We start from the raw sequence: 17,479 nt of genomic DNA on the forward strand, positions 1-17,479 counted from the left end.
CATGGCGGGCAAGGTCTACATCGGCGTGTCCGGCTGGCGCTACACGCCCTGGCGCGGCCACTTCTATCCACCGGGCCTCGCGCAGTGGCGCGAGCTCGAGCACGCCTCGCGCGTGTTCCCTTCGCTGGAACTCAACGGATCCTTTTACTCGCTGCAGCGGCCGACGAATTATGCGACGTGGGCCGCGCAGACGCCGCCCGGCTTCGTCTTCGCCATCAAGGGCAGCCGCTACATCACGCACATGCTGAAGCTGCGCAACATCGACGCGGCGCTGGCCAACTTCCTGGCTTCCGGACTGTTCGAGCTGCGCGAGAAGCTGGGGCCGATCCTGTGGCAGTTCCCGCCCATGATGCGCTTCCATCCCGAGGTGTTCGAAGCCTTCTTCCAGATGCTGCCGCAGACCACGCACGACGCCGCGCGGATCGCCTGCGGTCACGACCAGCGCCTGGAGGGCCGCGCCTGCCTGGAGCCGGGCCGCAACCGCCGCCTCCGGCACGCCGTCGAAGTGCGCCACGAGAGCTTCGTCACGCCCGACTTCATCCGGCTGCTGCGCAAGTACGGCATCGCCTGGGTGGTGGCGGACACGCCCAAGCCCTGGCCGCTGTACGAGGACGTCACCGCGGACTTCGTGTACATGCGCCTGCACGGTTCCACCGAGCTGTACAACAGCCGCTACACGTCGGAGGAGCTCGAGCGCTGGGCCCGCTTCATCGAGGCGTGGCGGGAAGGCGGCGAGCCCGAGGATGCGCGCCTGATCTGCCCGACGCGCTCACGCACGCGCGGCGGTCGCGACGTCTACTGCTACTTCGACAACACCGACAAGCGCCACGCGCCCGAGAACGCCCGGGAGCTGATGCGGCTGCTCGACGAGGCCTGGACGCCCGAGCCGGCGTAGCCGGGCCTACGCGTCCGCCTGCTCGTGCAGGCAGAGGAAGTTGCCCTCCGGGTCACGGAACCAGGCGGCCTTCTCGGAGCCCAGCACGCACACGTGCTGCACTGTCTTGAGCCCTGGCAGGTCGTACTCCTCGAACACCACCCCGGCGCTCTCCAGCTCCCGGATGCGGCTGGCGATGTCCCGCACCTCGAAGCTGAGCGCCGTGTGTTCGGCCCGCGTGCCACCTTCGCGCGGGATCAGGGCGATCCGCGCGCCGTCGCATCGGTACTCGTAGCGGCCGTCGACGCGAGCGCCGCCGTCCGGCCGGAAGCCCAGTTTGCCCTCGTAGAAAGAGCGCGCCCGCTCCATGTCCTTGACGGGCAGCATGGTGGTGATCGTGGCTTGCGACAGCATGGCGGCTCCTGGGCAGACGGGACCCGGCAAGCATAGTCGCCGGTGGCGAAGCTTCAAGCCGCGGCTGCGATCCGCGGGTGCATCAGGCGGAACCAGACGGGCGGGATGGCCGCGAGCAGGATGCAACCCGAATAGCCGGTCGGCAGCTGCGGCGCATCCGGCAGCGGGTCCAGCTCGGGAAACGACTTCCACGCGTGCATGTGATGGTCCGAATGGCGCTGCAGGTTGGCCACCATGCTGTTGCTCAGGACGTGGTCGGCGTTCCAGGCATGGGCGGCGCCGAAGGGCTCGGGCCGGCCGTCCGGGCCGATGCGGCGCGCCAGGCCGTAGTGCTCCAGGTAATTGACCGTCTCCAGCAGCCACACGGCGAACGCCGATGTCACGATCCAGAAAACCAGGGCGTGCCACTGGCCGGACCCGACCAGCGCCAGCAGGATCACTGCGTCGATGGCCGTGGTCCAGGCCAGCGGACTCGTCGCCCACGACTTGCGCCGCTGGGCGAGACGAATGCGCTCCAGCCGCCAGGCATTCACGAAGTTGCCCTTCAAGGTGCGCGGCAGGAAACGCCACAGGCTCTCGCCCGCCCGCGCGCTCGCCGGATCGTCCCAGGTGGCGGCGCGCACGTGGTGGCCGCGGTAGTGCTCCACCATGAACTGCGGGTAGTTCACGCTGCCCATCAGGATCCAGGCGAGCACCCGGTCGCTCCGCCGGCGGCTGTGGCCCAGTTCGTGGGCGAAGGTGATGCCCTGCGCGCCGGCGATGAAGCCGACGGAGAACGCGACGCCCAGCACCACGGGCCAGGACGCACCCGCCGCCGCGTGCAAGCCCGCGGCCAGCGTCACCAGTTGCAGCGGCACGTAGGCGCGCAGCAGCCACGGCAAGAGCGGCGCCGGCTGCGCGCGCGGCGAGCGTGCCAGCGCCGGCCAGGCGGCTTCCAGCGCGGCGATGCCCCACCAGACGGCGAGGGTCGCGAAGGGCGCCACGGCCGGCTGCCGCAGCACGCTGTTCAAGGTGAGCGCGGGCAGCAGCAGGCCAAGCAGGAAACGGGCGTCGACGAGTCGCAGCGAGGACATGGCTGGTGATTGAAGCTGCGCCGGCCGCGGCCGTCAATGCGGCAGCGCCGCAAGCAGAAGGACTTACACGGCGTCAGGCCGTGGCCGCGCGCCCGCGCACCGACTGCGCCGCGAGGAGCAGGCATTCCCTGAGCGCCGCGAGGCCGTCGCTGACGGCGGCATCGCCGCGTGTGGTCAGGCCGACGTGCCGTTCCCAGCGCGAACCGATGCCCTCCAGCGCGCGCAGCGTGCCCGCCTGCTGTTCCCAGTGGATCATTTCCAGCGGCACGTAGCTCAGGTAGTCCCCCTGCAGCACCAGGGTCTTCATCAGGATCGCCGAGTCGGTCTCGACGCTCGCCTGCAGCGGCGGCAGGCCTGCGTCCGCGAACAGTTCGTCGAGCGCCCGGCGTTCGAGCTCCCAGCGGCGCGCCAGCACCCAGGGCCACGCCGCCAGATCCGCCGCCGAGATCTTGCGGCGCAGCGCCAGCGGATGGTCTGCGCGCGCGATCACCACGGCGCGGTCCACGTACAGCGGCTGGTGCCGCAGGTCGGCATGGGCGGCGCTGCTCGGGATGGAGGACAGCGCGCACTCGATCTCCCCGTGCCGCACCATGGGCATGAGGCGCTCGTTCAGGCCATAGGCGACCTCGACGCGCAGGTCCGGGCGGCGCTGCCGCAGCCGCTCCAGCGCGCGCGGCAACAGGCGCGTCGCCTCGGATGGCCCGCAGCCGATCTGCAGGTGCTTCGCGCTGTCCTGCCGCAAGCGCCCCACGCGCAGCCACGCTGCCTGCAGTTCCGCCTCGACCCGCTGGAAGTGTTCCAGCAGGGTCTCCGCATACGCCGTGCCGACCACGCCGTGCCGGTGCCGTTCGAGCAGCGTCACGCCGAGGTCCGCCTCCAGCGACTTGATGCTGGAGCTCAGGGCGGGTTGCGAGAGTCCCAGCGTTTCCGCCGCGCCCGAGAGGCTGCCGCTGCGCACGGCCGCACGCAGGTGGCGCAGCCGCCGCAGGTCCAGCGGTTGCAACTGCACGGGGTCCGGCACGACGACAGCCATTCGCGCAATCTATGGCAATTCGGTCGCCGTGAATAGCTGGGCAAACGCGCCCTCCCTAGAATTTTTCGGCATCACCTCCGGGAGCACCCCATGGACAAGGACATCGCCCGCCTGGTCGAACCCGACCGCGTGCACCGCACCGTCTACACGGACGCGGAGATCTTCGACGCCGAGATGGACAAGATTTTCGAGCGGATCTGGGTCTATTGCGGCCACGAGTCGCAGGTGAAGGCGCCCGGCGACTACTACGCCGTGACCATCGGCCGGCAGCCGATGATCATGGTGCGCCAGAACGACGGCAGCATCCAGGTGCTGTACAACCGCTGCCCGCACCGCGGCGTGCAGGTGATCGGCAACCGCCAGGGCAACACCGGCAGTGCGCTCGTGTGTTCGTATCACGCCTGGAGCTTCCACCTCGATGGCAGCGTGCGCGCGATCCCGCTCGCCCAGGGCTACGAGAACACGCGCCTCACCCGCGACAACCCGGACAGCGCGATGAAGCGCGCCGCCCGCGTGGACTCCTACCGCGGCTTCGTCTTCGCGAGCCTCGTGCCGGACGGGCCGACCCTGCGCGAATTCCTGGGCGAGGCGCGCGTCGCCTTCGACGACATGTGCGACCGCTCGCCGGTCGGCGAAGTGGAGGTGGTGCCCGTGTGCCACCGCGTGATCCAGCACTCCAACTGGAAGTTCTTCATGGAGAACCAGCTCGACGCGCTGCATCCCTCCGTGACGCACCAGTCCACGGGCATCTCCGCCGGACGCGTGGAACGGCGGCTGAAGGCCGAGGGCGCCGCCACGCCGCTCTACTACCACTACCTGTCCACGTTCGCCTCGAGCTTCGAGCAATGGGACAAGGTGCAGACCATCAACTTCCCGCACGGGCACGGCATCCTCAAGGCCTACATGGGGCTGCGGCCGAACGATCCGGACACGCAGGAGTACGAGGCGCTGCTGGTGCAGGCCTACGGCAAGGAGAAGACCGAGGAATACCTCTCGCGCAGCATCCACCACGTGCTCGTCTACCCCTATCTGTCGGTGCAGAGCCCGCTGCAGCAACTGCGCTGCCTGCGCCCGATCGCCCCCGACAGGACCCTCTCGGAGATCTGGCACTTCCGCCTGAAGGGCGCGCCCGAGGCCATTTACAGGCGCAGCCTCTGGTACTACAACCTCGTGAATTCACCGGCCACCATGATCAACGCGGACGACCTGGAGAACTGGACCAAGGGGCAGTGGGGCCTGCAGTCCAAGGGCGGGGACTGGGTCAGCTTCCACCGCTGGTACGGCGACGACCGCGAAGACAACGGCGTGGTGTACTCGAACCACGGCACCTCGGAGGCCGTGATGCGCAACCAGTTCCGCGCGTGGGCGCAGTACATGACCGCCTGAGGAGCAAGCGATGGACGACAAGCACGCGATCCCCACCGCCGGCCCCGACTTCGAGCACCTGCTCGCGCAGGAGGTCGTGATCGAGGCGGGCGACGCTCCCTCCACCGGCGCGCAAGCGGTGGCGCCGGACCACTCGCCGCGCGCCCCGCAACTGGGCGTCGGCGGCCGCGCTCCCACCGGCGAGACGCCACCGGCCGCGCCCATGCTCGCGGGCGCGGACCTGCAGCGGGAAGTCGAACAGTTCCTCTACCGGCAGGCCGAACTGCTCGATGGCAAGCACTGGCAGGCCTGGATGGATCTCTTCGACGACCAGGGCGTCTACTGGATGCCGGTGACGCCGCAGCAGACCGAGTGGCAAGGATCGCCCTCGATCTTCGCCGAGGACAAGCCGATGATGGAGATCCGCAAGGGCCGCGTGAGCCACCCCAATGCCTGGTCGCAGGCGCCGGACTGGGAGACCAGCCACCTGGTGAGCCACGTGGTGCTGGAGTCGGTGGACGCGCGCGAGATCGTGGTGCGTTCCCGCTTCCACATGATGGAGCTGCGCCGCGACGACCTGCGCCACTTCGGCGGCCGCTACCGGCACACGCTGGTGCGCGACGCGGGCGGCGCGCTGCGCATCCGGCTGCAGCGCGTGGACCTGTTCAACGGCCAGGCGCCGTTCGACTACGTCCTGCAGATCTGGGTTTGATACCGAAGGGGCTGACATGCAACAACACCTCGCGCGCCGCCGGGCGCTCTCCCGGGCCGCCACGGCGGCCCTGCTCTCGCTCGCGCTCGCGGCAACGGCGCACGCGGCCGACCGTGTCAAGGTGGGCTTCGTCAGCACCTTGTCGGGCCCGAGTTCGGCGCTGGGCATCGACATCCGGGACGGCTTCATGCTGGCGGTGAAGCTGCATGGCGGCAAGCTCGGTGGACTGCCCGCCGAAGTGCTGGTGAGCGACGACCAGTTCAAGCCCGACGTCGGGCGGCAGCTCTTCGAACGTGACGTGAAGCGCGACAAGGTCGACTTCATGACCGGCGTGGTGTTCTCCAACATCATGCTGGCGGCGCTGCCGGAAGCGATCGACAACAACGTCATCTACATCAGCCCGAACGCGGCGCCCTCCTCCATTGCCGGCAAGGACTGCAACCCGCTGTTCTTCGCGGCCAGCTGGCCCAACGACGCGTACCACGAAGCCGCCGGCGTGTTCGCCAACCAGCGCTCGCTCAAGTCGGTCTACCTGCTGGCGCCCAACTACCAGGCCGGCAAGGATTCCCTCAGCGGCTTCAAGCGCACGTTCAAGGGCCAGGTGATCGGCGAGGGCTACACGAAGCTGGGCCAGCTGGACTACGCGGCGGAACTGGCCGAGATCCGTGCGGCCAAGCCGCAGGCCGTCTATGTCTTCCTGCCGGGTGGCATGGGCATCAACTTCATCAAGCAGTTCGTCGGCGCCGGCCTCGGCAAGGACATGATGCTGCTGCTGCCCGGCTTCAGCGCCGACCAGGACGTGATCAGCGCCGTCGGCGCGCCGATGGCGGGGCTGTTCAACACCGCGCACTGGTCGCCCGACCTGGACAACCCGGCCAACCGCAAGTTCGTCGCCGAATTCCAGAAGGAATACGGGCGCGTGCCCACGCTGTACGCATCGCAGGGCTACGACACCGCGCTGCTGATCGACGCCGCCGTGCGCGACGTGAAGGGCCATGTCGAAGACCGGCAGGCGGTGCGCGCGGCTTTGAAGGCGGCGCATTTCGACTCCGTGCGCGGCCCCTTCAAGTTCAACAACAACCAGTACCCGATCCAGAACTACTACGTGCGCACCATCGGCAGCGACGGCAAGGGCGGGCTGGTGAACAAGTCCTTCAGCGAACCGATCCTGCGCGCCCATGGCGACGCCTACGCCCAGCAGTGCCCCATGAAGTGACCGGGGCGGCCGCCCGATGAACATCGCGCTGTTCGTCGAGCAGGCGCTCAACGGCCTGCAATACGGCCTGATGCTGTTCCTGCTGGCTGCGGGATTGACCATCGTGTTCGGCGTGATGGACATGATCAATCTCGCGCACGGCTCGCTGTACATGATCGGCGCCTTCGTCGCTGCCTGGCTGCTGCCGCTCACCGGCTCGTTCTGGCTCGCGCTGGCGGGCGCCGTGGCGGCGACGGCCATCGTGGGGGCGCTGCTGGAGGTTTCGCTGCTGCGCGCGCTCTACACCCGCGACCATCTCTCGCAGGTGCTCGCGACCTTCGCACTGATCCTGATCCTCAACGACGCCGTGAAGATGGTGTTCGGATCGGACCGCCCGCTGTCCGCGCCGCCGGCCTTCGACGGTCCGGTGGCGCTGCCGCTCGGGCTGCAGTACCCGGCCTGGCGGCTGGTGATCATAGGCACCGGACTGGCGCTGGCCGTGGTGCTGTACCTGCTCGTGCAGAAGACGCGGCTGGGCGCGCTGGTGCGGGCCGGCGCCTCCAATCGGCGCATGGCCAGCGCGATGGGCGTGGATGTGCCGCGCCTCTTCACGGCGGTGTTCGCGCTGGGCGCGGGGCTGTGCGCGGTGGCCGGTTGCCTGCTCGGGCCCCTGCTCGCGGTGCAGGTCGGCATGGGAGAGAACATCCTCATCCCCGCCTTCGTGGTGGTCGTGATCGGCGGGGTGGGCTCCATCCGCGGCGCGCTGCTGGGCGCCCTGCTGGTGGGGATCGTGGATACGCTGGGCCGCACGCTGCTGCAGCACGCCTTGCGCCAGGCGCTGCCGCCCCAGTGGTCCAGCGCCGCCGGGCCGGCCCTCGCCTCCGTGGCCATGTACGTGCTGATGGCGGGCGTGCTGGCGTGGCGACCGCAGGGCCTGTGGCCGGTGCGCGGCCGATGAGGGCCGGCACGCTCGCGAGCCTCGTGGCCTTGGCGGCGGCGCTGGCGCTGCCCTGGGTCCTGCGCGCCACCGGCACCGAGTTCTACCTGAGCCTGGGCAGCCGCGTGCTGGTGTTCGCGATCGCGGCGACCAGCCTCAACCTGCTGCTCGGCTACGCGGGCATGCCCTCGCTCGGGCACGCCGCCTTCTTCGGCCTGGGCAGCTACGCGAGCGGCGTGCTCCTGGCGCAAGGGCAGCAGTCGGCCGTGCTGCACCTGCTCGTGGTGCTTGCGGTGACGGGGGTCGCGGCGCTGGTGATCGGCGCGATCTCGCTGCGCACGCGCGGCGTGTACTTCATCATGATCACGCTCGCGTTCGCGCAGATGCTGTACTACCTGGCGAACTCGCTGAAGGAATGGGGCGGCGACGAGGGCCTGCGGCTGCGCGCGCGCGTGCTGCTTCCTTTCGGCGGCGACCTGCGTGATGCGAGCACGCTGTACTACCTCGCGCTCGCCCTGCTGGTGCTGGCCCTCGCGGCGCTGGCCGGTTTCGCGCGCTCGCGCGCCGGGCTGGCGGTGCGCGCCCTGCGCGACGACGAAGTGCGGGCCGAGGCCCTGGGCCTGCCGACGTTTCGCTGGAAGCTCGCGATCTTCGTGGTGGCGGGCATGGTGGCGGGCGTGGCCGGTGCGCTGTCCGCGAACCTGCAGGGCTACGTCAGCCCGAACACCTTGCACTGGACGCAATCCGGCACGCTGCTGGTCATGGTGGTCCTCGGTGGCGCGGGGTCCCTCTGGGGCGGCGTGGCCGGCGCGGTGCTGCTCCTGCTGCTGGAGGAGGTGCTGTCCGCGTGGACCGAGTACTGGGCCTTCTGGACCGGCTGGGTGATGCTGGCCGCCGTGCTGTTCGCACGGCAGGGCATCGCCGGGCTGTTCCGGCGCGCGAGGAGCGGCTCGTGACCGAGCCCTTGCTCCAGGTGCGCGGGCTGCGCAAGCGTTTCGGCGGCCTGGTCGTGACGGCAGGCGTCGACCTGGACGTGCAGTCGCGGGAGATCCACGCGCTGATCGGCCCCAATGGCGCCGGCAAGACCACCCTGGTCTCGCAGCTCGCCGGCGAACTGCGCAGCGACGCCGGCGCGATCCGCTTCGACGGCCACGACATCACGCAGCTCAGCACGCATGCGCGCGCCCGCCGCGGGTTGGTGCGCTCCTTCCAGGTCACGCGCCTGTTCCGCAGCCTCAGCGTGACCGAGCACCTGGCCTTCGCTGCCGGGGCGTCGGGAGCGCCCCCGCAGCCGGACCTGCTCGCGCGGGCCGGGTTGGAGGGACGCGGCGCTGCACCGGTCGACCAGCTCTCGCACGCCGAGCAGCGTGCGCTGGAGGTCGCGATGGCGCTCGCGTGCCGTCCGCGCCTGTTGCTGCTGGACGAGCCGATGGCGGGCCTCGGCGCCGAAGAATCGCTGGCCATGGGCGAGCGCATCGCAGCCTTGCGCGGCACTTGCGCGGTGCTGCTGATCGAGCACGACGTGGAGGCGGTGTTCCGGCTGGCGGATCGCGTGTCCGTGCTGGTGGGCGGCGCCATCCTGGCAAGCGGCCCGCCGGCGCAGGTGCGCAGCGACCCGGAGGTCGTCGCCGCCTACCTGGGCGAGCCGGAGGACACCCGGTGACCGAGGCGACGCCGCTGCTCGCCGTGCAGGACCTCACCGCCGGCTATGGCCGCAGCCAGGTCCTCTCGGGCGTGTCACTGGAAGTGCGCGCCGGCGAGATCGTCGGCCTGCTCGGTCGCAACGGCATGGGCAAGACGACGCTGGTGCACGCCATCACGCAGTTGCTGCCGCCGTGGTCCGGGCAGGTGCTGTGGGACGGCGAAGCCATCGCGGGCCAACCGGCGCATCGGGTGGCGCGCGCAGGCATCGCGCTGGTGCCGGAAGGACGCCAGGTCTTTCCCAACCTGTCGGTGCAGGAGCACGTGACGGCATTCGCGCGCCCGGGCCGCTGGACGCCGCAGTCTCTGTTCGAGCTGTTCCCGCGCCTGGCCGAACGCCGCCACCACCTGGGCAACGAACTGTCGGGGGGCGAGCAACAGATGCTCGCGATGGCGCGCGCGCTGGTGACGAACCCGCGCCTGCTGATCCTCGACGAGGCGACCGAGGGCCTGGCGCCGCTGGTGCGCGAAGAAATCTGGCGGGTGCTGGGCGTGCTGCGGGAAAGCGGCCACGCCATGCTGGTCGTGGACAAGTACGTGCACCGGCTGGTGCGCCTGGCCGACCGCCACGTGATCCTCGAGAAGGGCCGCGTGGCCTGGTCCGGCCCCTCGGCGGCGCTGGAGGCCGACCGCTCGCTCTGGAGCCGCTACCTGGGGCTCTGAGCGGCCATTCGGCCGCCTGCACAGCCGGCGGGGATAATCGCGGCATGAACCCGTTGTTGTCCCGCCTGCAGCCCTACCCGTTCGAGCGGTTGCGGCAACTGTTCGCCGGCGTCACGCCCAATCCCGCGTACCGCCCCATCAGCCTGGGGATCGGCGAGCCCAAGCATCCGACGCCGGTCTTCATCAAGCAGGCCCTCGCCGCCGCGATGGACATCCCCGGCCACGACCTCGCCGGCTACCCGCCCACCGCCGGCACGCCGCAGCTGCGGCAGGCTTGCGCCGGCTGGCTGCAGCGCCGCTACGGTCTCGCCGTGGATGCCGCCACGCAGGTGCTGCCCGTCAACGGATCGCGTGAGGCGCTGTTCGCGTTCGCCCAGACGGTGATCGATCCCACGCGGCCGGCCGTGGTGGTCTGTCCCAATCCGTTCTACCAGATCTACGAAGGCGCGGCCCTGCTGGCCGGCGCGCAGCCGTACTACGCGCCCAGCGATCCGGCGCGCAACTTCGCCGTGGACTGGGACAGCGTGCCGGCTTCCGTCTGGGAGCAGACGCAGCTGGTGTACGTTTGCTCACCGGGGAATCCGACGGGCGCCGTGATGCCGCTGGACGAGTGGCGCAAGCTGTTCGCGCTGCAGGACCGCCATGGCTTCGTGATCGCCTCGGACGAGTGCTACAGCGAGATCTACTTCCGCGACGAGCCGCCGCTGGGCGGCCTGGAAGCGGCGGCGCAGTCGGGCAATGGCGACTTCCGCAAGCTCGTCGCCTTCACCAGCCTGTCCAAGCGCAGCAACGTACCGGGCATGCGCAGCGGCTTCGTCGCCGGCGACGCACAGCTGCTCAAGCAGTTCCTCCTCTATCGCACCTACCACGGCAGCGCGATGAGCCCGATCGTGCAGTCCGCGAGCGTCGCCGCCTGGAACGACGAAGCCCACGTGGTCGCGAACCGCGAGCAGTACCGCCGCAAGTTCGCCGAGGTCACGCCGCTGCTGGAGCAGGTGCTGGACGTGCGCCTGCCCGACGCGAGCTTCTACCTCTGGGCCGGCGTGCGCGGAAGCGACACCGACTTCGCCCGCGACCTGCTGGTTCAATACAATGTCACGGTGTTGCCGGGCAGCTATCTCGCCCGCGAAGCCGGCGGCGCCAATCCCGGTGCCGGCCGCGTGCGCATGGCGCTCGTCGCCGACACGCCCGAGTGCCTCGAAGCCGCCCAGCGCATCGTGCAATTCGTCCAGAACAGAACCCAGTGAACCCATGACCCAGCAGCTCCAGCAGATCATCGACACCGCGTGGGACAACCGCGCCAGCTTCTCCGCCGCGTCCGCACCGAAGGAAGTGCGCGAGGCCGTCGACCACGTCGTGGGCGAGCTGAACTCCGGCAAGCTGCGCGTGGCCACGCGCCAGGCCGTGGGCCAGTGGACCGTGCACCAGTGGGTCAAGAAGGCCGTGCTGCTGTCCTTCCGCCTGAAAGACAACGTGCTGATGAAGGCGGGCGAGCTCGCCTTCTTCGACAAGGTGCAGACCAAGTTCTCCCACCTGTCGGCCGAGGAAATGGCGGCGACCGGCGTGCGCGTGGTGCCGCCCGCGGTGGCACGCCACGGCAGCTACATCGCCAAGGGCGCGATCCTGATGCCCTCCTACGTGAACATCGGCGCCTACGTCGACGAGGGCACCATGGTCGATACCTGGGCGACGGTCGGCTCCTGCGCGCAGGTCGGCAAGAACGTGCACCTCTCCGGCGGCGTGGGCCTCGGCGGCGTGCTGGAGCCGCTGCAGGCCAATCCGACCATCATCGAGGACAACTGCTTCATCGGCGCGCGCTCGGAAGTCGTCGAAGGCGTGATCGTGGAGGAGAACTCCGTCATCTCCATGGGCGTGTACATCGGCCAGAGCACGCCGATCTACGACCGCGCGACGGGCCAGACGCACTACGGGCGGGTGCCGGCCGGCTCCGTCGTGATTTCGGGCAGCCTGCCCAAGGATGGTGGCAAATACAACCTGTATGCGGCCATCATCGTGAAAAAAGTGGACGCCAAGACCCGCTCGACGACCAGCCTGAACGACCTGCTGCGCGATTAAGTCAGAATGTCCTGAGTCCCCGCGCAGACGGGGGATGGGCCAGATCGGAGGAAGTAGTTGATGGGAACGATGGAGCGCATCCTGCGCCTCATGGCCGAAAAGAAGGCCTCGGACGTGTACCTTTCGGCGCACGCGCCGGCCATGATCAAGGTCAATGGCCAGACGGTGCCGATCAACAACCGGCTGCTGCCGCCGGACGCACCGCGCGCGCTGCTGGCCGAAGTGCTGCCGGCGGACCGCATGGAGGAACTCGACGCGAGCGGCGAGCTGAACATGGGGCACCTGCTCGAAGGCGCGGGCAACTTCCGTTTTTCGGCGATGCGCCAACGCGGCACCATCGCCGCCGTCATCCGCTACATCGCCAGCGAGATCCCGCCGCTCGAGAGCCTGCAGCTGCCCATGATCCTGGGCGACCTGGTCATGGACAAGCGCGGCCTGCTGCTGATGGTGGGGGCCACCGGCGCCGGCAAGAGCACCACGCTGGCGTCGATGATGGACTACCGCAACGAGAACATGAGCGGCCACATCCTCACCATCGAGGACCCGGTCGAATTCATCTTCCGGAACAAGAAGTGCATCGTGAACCAGCGCGAGGTGGGCAGCGACACTCAGTCGCTGCAGACCGCGCTGAAGAACGCGCTGCGCCAGGCGCCGGACGTGATCCTGATCGGCGAGATCCGCGACCGCGAGACCATGTCCGCGGCCATCGCGTACGCGCAGTCCGGCCACCTGTGCCTGGCGACCATGCACGCGAATAACAGCTACCAGGCGCTGAACCGGATCCTGTCCTTCTACCCGGTGGAAGTGCGGCCCACCATGCTCGGCGACCTTGCCGCGGCCATGAAGGCGATCGTGTCGCAGCGCCTGTTGCGCAGCGTCGCGGGCACCCGCGTGCCGGCCGTGGAAGTCATGCTGAACACGAAGCTGGTCTCCGAGCTGATCGAGAAGGGCGACTTCTCCGGCGTGAAGGAGGCCATGGAAAAGTCGATGGCCGAGGGATCGCAGACCTTCGAGCAGGACATCGCTCGCCTCATCCTCGACGGCATCGTGGACCGCAAGGAAGGCTTGGCCCATGCCGATTCGCCGACCAACCTGCAATGGCGCATGCAGAACAGCGCGGCCGACCAGGCGATGGCGGCGAGCAACGATGGCGACAGCGACGCAGACCTGGCCGACGAGCCGTCCTTCACCGAAATCACTCTCGATGTGAAACACTAGTCACCGGCAAGAAGCGGGAGCGGATTACCGGACGCAGAGGGCGCAAAGGGGAAACAGCCGAAGGACGCAAAAGAATGGCTTCTTGAATGAAGCCATTTTTGCGTCCTCTGCGGAACTTCTGCGTCCTGTGCGTCCGGTTGTTGGTCGTTTCCCCCCGGCCGCACGGTCCTCGTGCCGGTGCGCGGTGCCCTAGACTACGGGCAATGTCCAAGACTTTGCATCTCACCGAGCAGCTCATTGCCCAGCGCTCGGTCACGCCCGAGGATGGGCAGTGCCAGGCCATCATCGAGGCGCGCCTGAAGCCGCTGGGCTTTGTTTGCGAGACCATCGTCAGCGGCCCCGCTGACTTCCGCGTGAAGAACCTCTGGGCGAAACGGCCCGGCCGCGGGGGCCGGACCCTCGTGTTCGCGGGCCACACCGACGTGGTGCCCACGGGTCCGCTGGAGCAATGGACCAGCGATCCCTTCGTGCCGAGCCATCGCGACGGCAACCTGTACGGACGCGGTGCGGCCGACATGAAGACCTCGATCGCGGCGTTCACGGTGGCCGTCGAGGAATTCCTGGCCAACAACCCCACGCCCAAGCTCGGCGTCGCGCTGCTGCTCACGAGCGACGAGGAAGGGCCCAGCGTCGACGGCACGGCGGTCGTGTGCGAGAAGCTGCGCCAGCGCGGCGAGCAGCTGGACTTCTGCATCGTCGGCGAGCCGACTTCGGTCGAGCGCCTGGGCGACATGATCAAGAACGGCCGCCGCGGCAGCCTCACGGGCAAGCTCACGGTCAAGGGCATCCAGGCGCACATCGCGTATCCGGAACTGGGGCTCAATCCCATCCACAAGGCCCTGCCCGCGCTGGCGGAGCTCGCCGCCACGGAATGGGACCACGGCAACGAATTCTTCCCGCCCACGAGCTTCCAGATCAGCAACATCCACGGCGGCACGGGCGCGGGCAACATCATCCCGAACCGCGTGGTGATCGACTTCAATTTCCGTTTCGCCAGCGTGACCACGGCCGAGGACTTGCAGCAGCGCGTGCATGCGGTCCTCGACCGGCACGGCCTCGACTACGAGCTGCAGTGGGTCGTGGGCGGCCAGCCCTTCCTCACGACGCCGGGCGAGCTGGTCGACGCGGTGCGGCGCGAGATCCACTTCGTGACGGGCGTGGACGCCGAGCTGTCCACCACGGGCGGCACCAGCGACGGCCGCTTCATCTCGCGCATCTGCCCGCAGGTCATCGAGTTCGGCCCGATCAACGCCAGCATCCACAAGATCGACGAGCACGTCCGGGTCGCGGACCTGGAGCCGCTGAAGGACATCTTCCGCGGCGTGCTGGAGCGACTGGACGCGCTGTGAAGCTGATCACCCTTGTCGACGAACTCGCGGCGCAGCTGGAAGCCGCGGGCGTGAGCTTCGGGCACGGCACGACGAATGCGTTCGATGAAGCCGTGTGGCTGGTGCTGTGGCACCTCGGACTCCCGCTGGACGAACTGGACGCGCATGCCGAGCGCGAACTGAAGCCGGAAGAGCAGCACGCCGCGCGCGAGCTGCTGCACCGGCGCATCGCCACGCGCCAGCCCGCGGCCTACCTCACGCGCGAGGCCTGGCTGCAGGGCGTGCCGTTCTATGTCGACGAGCGCGCGATCGTGCCGCGCAGCTTCATCGCGGAGCTGCTCGCCGACGGCACCATCGACGCCTGGCTCAGCGAACGCACGCAGAAGGTGCTGGACCTGTGCACCGGCAACGGCAGCCTGGCCGTGCTCGCGGCCATGGCCTGGCCGGAGATCACGGTCGATGCGGCGGACATCTCGGCCGAAGCGCTGGAGGTCGCTCGCATCAACGTCGGCAAGCATGCGATGCAGGAGCGCATCCGCGTCGTGCAGTCCGATGGCCTGTCCGCCCTCCCCGGCCCGTACGACCTCGTGCTGTGCAACCCGCCCTACGTCAACGCCGGCAGCATGGCGGTGCTGCCGCAGGAATACCGCGCCGAGCCGGCGCTGGCCCTCGCGGGCGGCGACGACGGCATGGACTTCGTGCGCCGCCTGCTGCGCGACGTGCCCTCGCGCATGAACCCCGGCGCCGTGCTGGTGCTGGAGATCGGCAACGAGCGCGACAACTTCGAGGCTGCGTTTCCCGGGCTCGAGGCGGTGTGGCTGGAAACGAGTGCCGGCGCCGACCAGGTGCTGCTGCTGACGCGGGAAGCGCTTCCCGCATGATCGTCCTGCGTAACGTCACCTTGCGCCGCGGCGCCAAGGTGCTGCTCGATGGCGTGTCCGCCACCATCAATCCCGGCGAGAAGGTCGGCCTGGTCGGGCGCAATGGCGCCGGCAAGTCCACGCTGTTCGCGCTCCTCGCCGGCAGCCTGCACGAGGACGGCGGCGACTTCTCCCTGCCCGCGCAGTGGCAGCTGGCGCAGGTCGCGCAGCACATGCCCGAGACCGACGAGCCGGCCACCGACTTCGTGCTGGGCGGCGACGTCCGGCTGATGGCCCTGCGCGAACAGCTCGCGCAGGCCGAACGCAGCGGCGACGGCATGGCGATCGCCCATGCCCACTCCGACATGGCCGATGCCGGCGAACACGACGCCGTCCCGCGCGCGCAGGCCCTGATCCTGGGCCTGGGCTTCCGGCCCGAGGAACTGGAGCGGCCGGTCAACAGCTTCTCCGGCGGCTGGCGCATGCGGCTGCAACTGGCACGCGCCCTCATGTGCCCATCGGACTTGCTGCTGCTGGACGAGCCGACCAACCACCTGGACCTCGACGCCCTGGTCTGGCTGGAAGGCTGGCTGCAACGCTATGCCGGCACCATGGTGGTGATCAGCCACGACCGCGAGTTCCTCGACGCCGTCACCGATGTCACGCTGCACATCGAGAACCAGAGGCTCACCCGCTACGGCAGCAACTACAGCGGCTTCGAGCTGCTGCGCGCGCAGCAGATGGAGCAGCAGCAGGCGGCCTTCTCGAAGCAGAAGGAAAAGATCGCGCACCTGCAGAAATTCATCGACCGCTTCAAGGCCAAGGCCAGCAAGGCCAGGCAGGCGCAAAGCCGCGTGAAGGCGCTGGAGCGCATGGAGAAGATCGCGCCGCTGCTGGCCGACGCCGAGTTCACCTTCGAGTTCAAGGAACCGGCGAACCTGCCCAACCCGATGCTGGCGATCACGGATGCGTCCTTCGGGTATGCCGGCGATGGCGAAGACGACGCAGCGGCGCAACCCAAGGTCATCCTGCGCAACGTCAACCGCTCCGTGCTGGCGGGGCAGCGCATCGGCATCCTGGGCGCGAACGGCCAGGGCAAGTCGACGCTGGTGAAGACCATCGCACGCACCATGCGGCCCCTGGCCGGGAAGATCACCGAAGGCAAGGGTCTCGCGATCGGCTACTTCGCGCAGCAGGAGCTGGACGTGCTGCGCCCGCAGGACACGCCGCTGGAGCACATGACACGGCTCGCGCGCGAGCTCGGCTCGTCGCCGGCGCGGCCCGACCGCGAGCAGGACTTGCGCAACTTCCTCGGCCAGTTCCTGTTCAACGGCGACATGGTGAAGCAGTCGGTCGGCTCCATGAGCGGCGGCGAGAAAGCGAGGCTGGTGCTGGCCATGATCGTGTGGCAGCGCCCCAACCTGCTGTTGCTGGACGAGCCGACCAACCATCTGGACCTGGCCACGCGCGAGGCGCTGGCGATGGCCCTCAACGAATTCGAAGGCACGGTCATGCTGGTCAGCCACGACCGCGCGCTGCTGCGTTCGGTGTGCGACGAGTTCTGGCTGGTGGGCCGCGGCGGCATCGCGCCTTTCGACGGCGACCTGGACGACTACCAGAAGTACCTGCTGGAAGAAGCCCGCCGTATTCGCGACGAAGCCAGGACCCGCGGCAAGGCGGCCGCGGCCGCACCCGCTCGGGCGCCTGCGGCCCCCGCGCCAGCGGCGGAGCCCTTGCGTGGCAACGCGCAGGAGCAGCGCCAGCTCGGGGCGCAGCAACGCCAGCAGCTCGCGAGCCGCCTGAAGCCGCTGAAGAAGGAGCGCGACGCCGCCGAAGCGCGCATCGCCGCGCTCGAGACCGAGAAGGCGCAGCTGGAAGGCCGGCTCGCCACCTCGCTCACGCCGGCCGACATCGCCGAAGGCGGCCGCCGGCTGAAGGCCGTGGCCGAGGAGCTGGAGCAGCTGGAAGAGCGTTGGCTGGCGCTCTCGGGCGAAATCGAGGCGGCGGAATCCGCCCCGGGCTGACTTGTG

At 69.2% G+C, this 17,479-nt stretch carries 17 protein-coding genes; 14 read left to right on the forward strand and 3 right to left on the reverse strand.

Going from position 1 to position 17,479, the window contains the following annotated elements:
* Position 1 precedes the first annotated feature (1 nt).
* Complete coding sequence (locus JJB11_RS17155) at positions 2–895, forward strand: DUF72 domain-containing protein (protein ID WP_201174046.1); 894 nt, start codon at positions 2–4, stop codon at positions 893–895.
* A gap of 6 nt (positions 896–901) precedes the next feature.
* On the opposite strand, the gene JJB11_RS17160 is transcribed toward JJB11_RS17155, so the two are convergent.
* The 3 genes from JJB11_RS17160 to JJB11_RS17170 form a co-directional block, all read right to left on the reverse strand.
* A complete protein-coding gene (locus tag JJB11_RS17160; RefSeq protein ID WP_201174049.1) occupies positions 902–1,288 on the reverse strand; it encodes a VOC family protein in 387 nt (128 codons plus the stop codon).
* 53 nt (positions 1,289–1,341) lie between these two features.
* Positions 1,342–2,361, reverse strand: coding sequence for an alkane 1-monooxygenase (locus JJB11_RS17165; RefSeq protein WP_201174053.1), 1,020 nt, complete (start codon positions 2,359–2,361; stop codon positions 1,342–1,344).
* 73 nt (positions 2,362–2,434) lie between these two features.
* A complete protein-coding gene (locus JJB11_RS17170; protein ID WP_201174069.1) occupies positions 2,435–3,394 on the reverse strand; it encodes a LysR family transcriptional regulator in 960 nt (319 codons plus the stop codon).
* Positions 3,395–3,484: 90 nt separating this feature from the next.
* On the opposite strand from JJB11_RS17170, the gene JJB11_RS17175 reads away from it, so the two are divergent.
* From JJB11_RS17175 to JJB11_RS17230, 13 genes are all read left to right on the forward strand, one after another.
* Entirely contained in the window at positions 3,485–4,780 is a 1,296-nt protein-coding gene (locus JJB11_RS17175) for an aromatic ring-hydroxylating oxygenase subunit alpha (protein ID WP_201174079.1), read from the forward strand.
* 10 nt (positions 4,781–4,790) lie between these two features.
* Positions 4,791–5,471, forward strand: a complete 681-nt coding sequence (locus JJB11_RS17180) for an aromatic-ring-hydroxylating dioxygenase subunit beta (protein ID WP_201174082.1) — start codon at positions 4,791–4,793, stop codon at positions 5,469–5,471.
* A gap of 16 nt (positions 5,472–5,487) precedes the next feature.
* Positions 5,488–6,687 (forward strand): ABC transporter substrate-binding protein, encoded by a 1,200-nt coding sequence (locus JJB11_RS17185; protein ID WP_201174085.1) that lies wholly within the window; start codon positions 5,488–5,490, stop codon positions 6,685–6,687.
* A 16-nt stretch (positions 6,688–6,703) separates the two neighbouring features.
* Positions 6,704–7,624: a branched-chain amino acid ABC transporter permease gene (locus tag JJB11_RS17190; RefSeq protein WP_201174088.1), complete on the forward strand. Its 921-nt coding sequence runs from the start codon at positions 6,704–6,706 to the stop codon at positions 7,622–7,624.
* A complete protein-coding gene (locus tag JJB11_RS17195) occupies positions 7,621–8,559 on the forward strand; it encodes a branched-chain amino acid ABC transporter permease (RefSeq protein ID WP_201174091.1) in 939 nt (312 codons plus the stop codon). The genes JJB11_RS17190 and JJB11_RS17195 overlap by 4 nt, the downstream gene beginning before the upstream one ends.
* Complete coding sequence (locus JJB11_RS17200; protein WP_201174094.1) at positions 8,556–9,266, forward strand: ATP-binding cassette domain-containing protein; 711 nt, start codon at positions 8,556–8,558, stop codon at positions 9,264–9,266. Before JJB11_RS17195 ends, JJB11_RS17200 begins: the two co-directional genes overlap by 4 nt.
* Before the next feature lie 14 nt (positions 9,267–9,280).
* Complete coding sequence (locus JJB11_RS17205) at positions 9,281–9,967, forward strand: ABC transporter ATP-binding protein (RefSeq protein ID WP_201174333.1); 687 nt, start codon at positions 9,281–9,283, stop codon at positions 9,965–9,967.
* A 44-nt stretch (positions 9,968–10,011) separates the two neighbouring features.
* Positions 10,012–11,214 (forward strand): succinyldiaminopimelate transaminase, encoded by a 1,203-nt coding sequence (gene dapC / locus JJB11_RS17210; RefSeq protein WP_201174097.1) that lies wholly within the window; start codon positions 10,012–10,014, stop codon positions 11,212–11,214.
* Positions 11,215–11,218: 4 nt separating this feature from the next.
* Positions 11,219–12,043: a 2,3,4,5-tetrahydropyridine-2,6-dicarboxylate N-succinyltransferase gene (gene dapD, locus JJB11_RS17215; RefSeq protein ID WP_201174100.1), complete on the forward strand. Its 825-nt coding sequence runs from the start codon at positions 11,219–11,221 to the stop codon at positions 12,041–12,043.
* A 60-nt stretch (positions 12,044–12,103) separates the two neighbouring features.
* Positions 12,104–13,261, forward strand: a complete 1,158-nt coding sequence (locus tag JJB11_RS17220; RefSeq protein ID WP_201174103.1) for a PilT/PilU family type 4a pilus ATPase — start codon at positions 12,104–12,106, stop codon at positions 13,259–13,261.
* Positions 13,262–13,464: 203 nt separating this feature from the next.
* A complete protein-coding gene (gene dapE, locus JJB11_RS26080; RefSeq protein WP_201964907.1) occupies positions 13,465–14,610 on the forward strand; it encodes a succinyl-diaminopimelate desuccinylase in 1,146 nt (381 codons plus the stop codon).
* Positions 14,607–15,470: a 50S ribosomal protein L3 N(5)-glutamine methyltransferase gene (prmB, locus tag JJB11_RS26085; protein ID WP_201964908.1), complete on the forward strand. Its 864-nt coding sequence runs from the start codon at positions 14,607–14,609 to the stop codon at positions 15,468–15,470. The genes dapE and prmB overlap by 4 nt, the downstream gene beginning before the upstream one ends.
* Positions 15,467–17,473: an ABC-F family ATP-binding cassette domain-containing protein gene (locus JJB11_RS17230; RefSeq protein ID WP_201174116.1), complete on the forward strand. Its 2,007-nt coding sequence runs from the start codon at positions 15,467–15,469 to the stop codon at positions 17,471–17,473. The genes prmB and JJB11_RS17230 overlap by 4 nt, the downstream gene beginning before the upstream one ends.
* Positions 17,474–17,479 lie beyond the last annotated feature (6 nt).

The sequence above is a fragment of the Ramlibacter ginsenosidimutans genome (genome assembly GCF_016654015.1).
In the GTDB taxonomy this organism is placed as follows: Bacteria; Pseudomonadota; Gammaproteobacteria; order Burkholderiales; family Burkholderiaceae_C; genus Ramlibacter; species Ramlibacter ginsenosidimutans.

Excerpts from the sequence above, each read along its gene's own strand:
- JJB11_RS17155 (WP_201174046.1), top strand. The coding sequence starts at position 2 with ATGGCGGGCAAGGTCTACATCGGCGTGTCCGGCTGGCGCTACACGCCC.
- JJB11_RS17160 (WP_201174049.1), bottom strand. The coding sequence starts at position 1,288 with ATGCTGTCGCAAGCCACGATCACCACCATGCTGCCCGTCAAGGACATG.
- JJB11_RS17165 (WP_201174053.1), bottom strand. The coding sequence starts at position 2,361 with ATGTCCTCGCTGCGACTCGTCGACGCCCGTTTCCTGCTTGGCCTGCTG.
- JJB11_RS17170 (WP_201174069.1), bottom strand. The coding sequence starts at position 3,394 with ATGGCTGTCGTCGTGCCGGACCCCGTGCAGTTGCAACCGCTGGACCTG.
- JJB11_RS17175 (WP_201174079.1), top strand. The coding sequence starts at position 3,485 with ATGGACAAGGACATCGCCCGCCTGGTCGAACCCGACCGCGTGCACCGC.
- JJB11_RS17180 (WP_201174082.1), top strand. The coding sequence starts at position 4,791 with ATGGACGACAAGCACGCGATCCCCACCGCCGGCCCCGACTTCGAGCAC.
- JJB11_RS17185 (WP_201174085.1), top strand. The coding sequence starts at position 5,488 with ATGCAACAACACCTCGCGCGCCGCCGGGCGCTCTCCCGGGCCGCCACG.
- JJB11_RS17190 (WP_201174088.1), top strand. The coding sequence starts at position 6,704 with ATGAACATCGCGCTGTTCGTCGAGCAGGCGCTCAACGGCCTGCAATAC.
- JJB11_RS17195 (WP_201174091.1), top strand. The coding sequence starts at position 7,621 with ATGAGGGCCGGCACGCTCGCGAGCCTCGTGGCCTTGGCGGCGGCGCTG.
- dapC (WP_201174097.1), top strand. The coding sequence starts at position 10,012 with ATGAACCCGTTGTTGTCCCGCCTGCAGCCCTACCCGTTCGAGCGGTTG.
- dapD (WP_201174100.1), top strand. The coding sequence starts at position 11,219 with ATGACCCAGCAGCTCCAGCAGATCATCGACACCGCGTGGGACAACCGC.
- JJB11_RS17220 (WP_201174103.1), top strand. The coding sequence starts at position 12,104 with ATGGGAACGATGGAGCGCATCCTGCGCCTCATGGCCGAAAAGAAGGCC.
- dapE (WP_201964907.1), top strand. The coding sequence starts at position 13,465 with ATGTCCAAGACTTTGCATCTCACCGAGCAGCTCATTGCCCAGCGCTCG.
- JJB11_RS17230 (WP_201174116.1), top strand. The coding sequence starts at position 15,467 with ATGATCGTCCTGCGTAACGTCACCTTGCGCCGCGGCGCCAAGGTGCTG.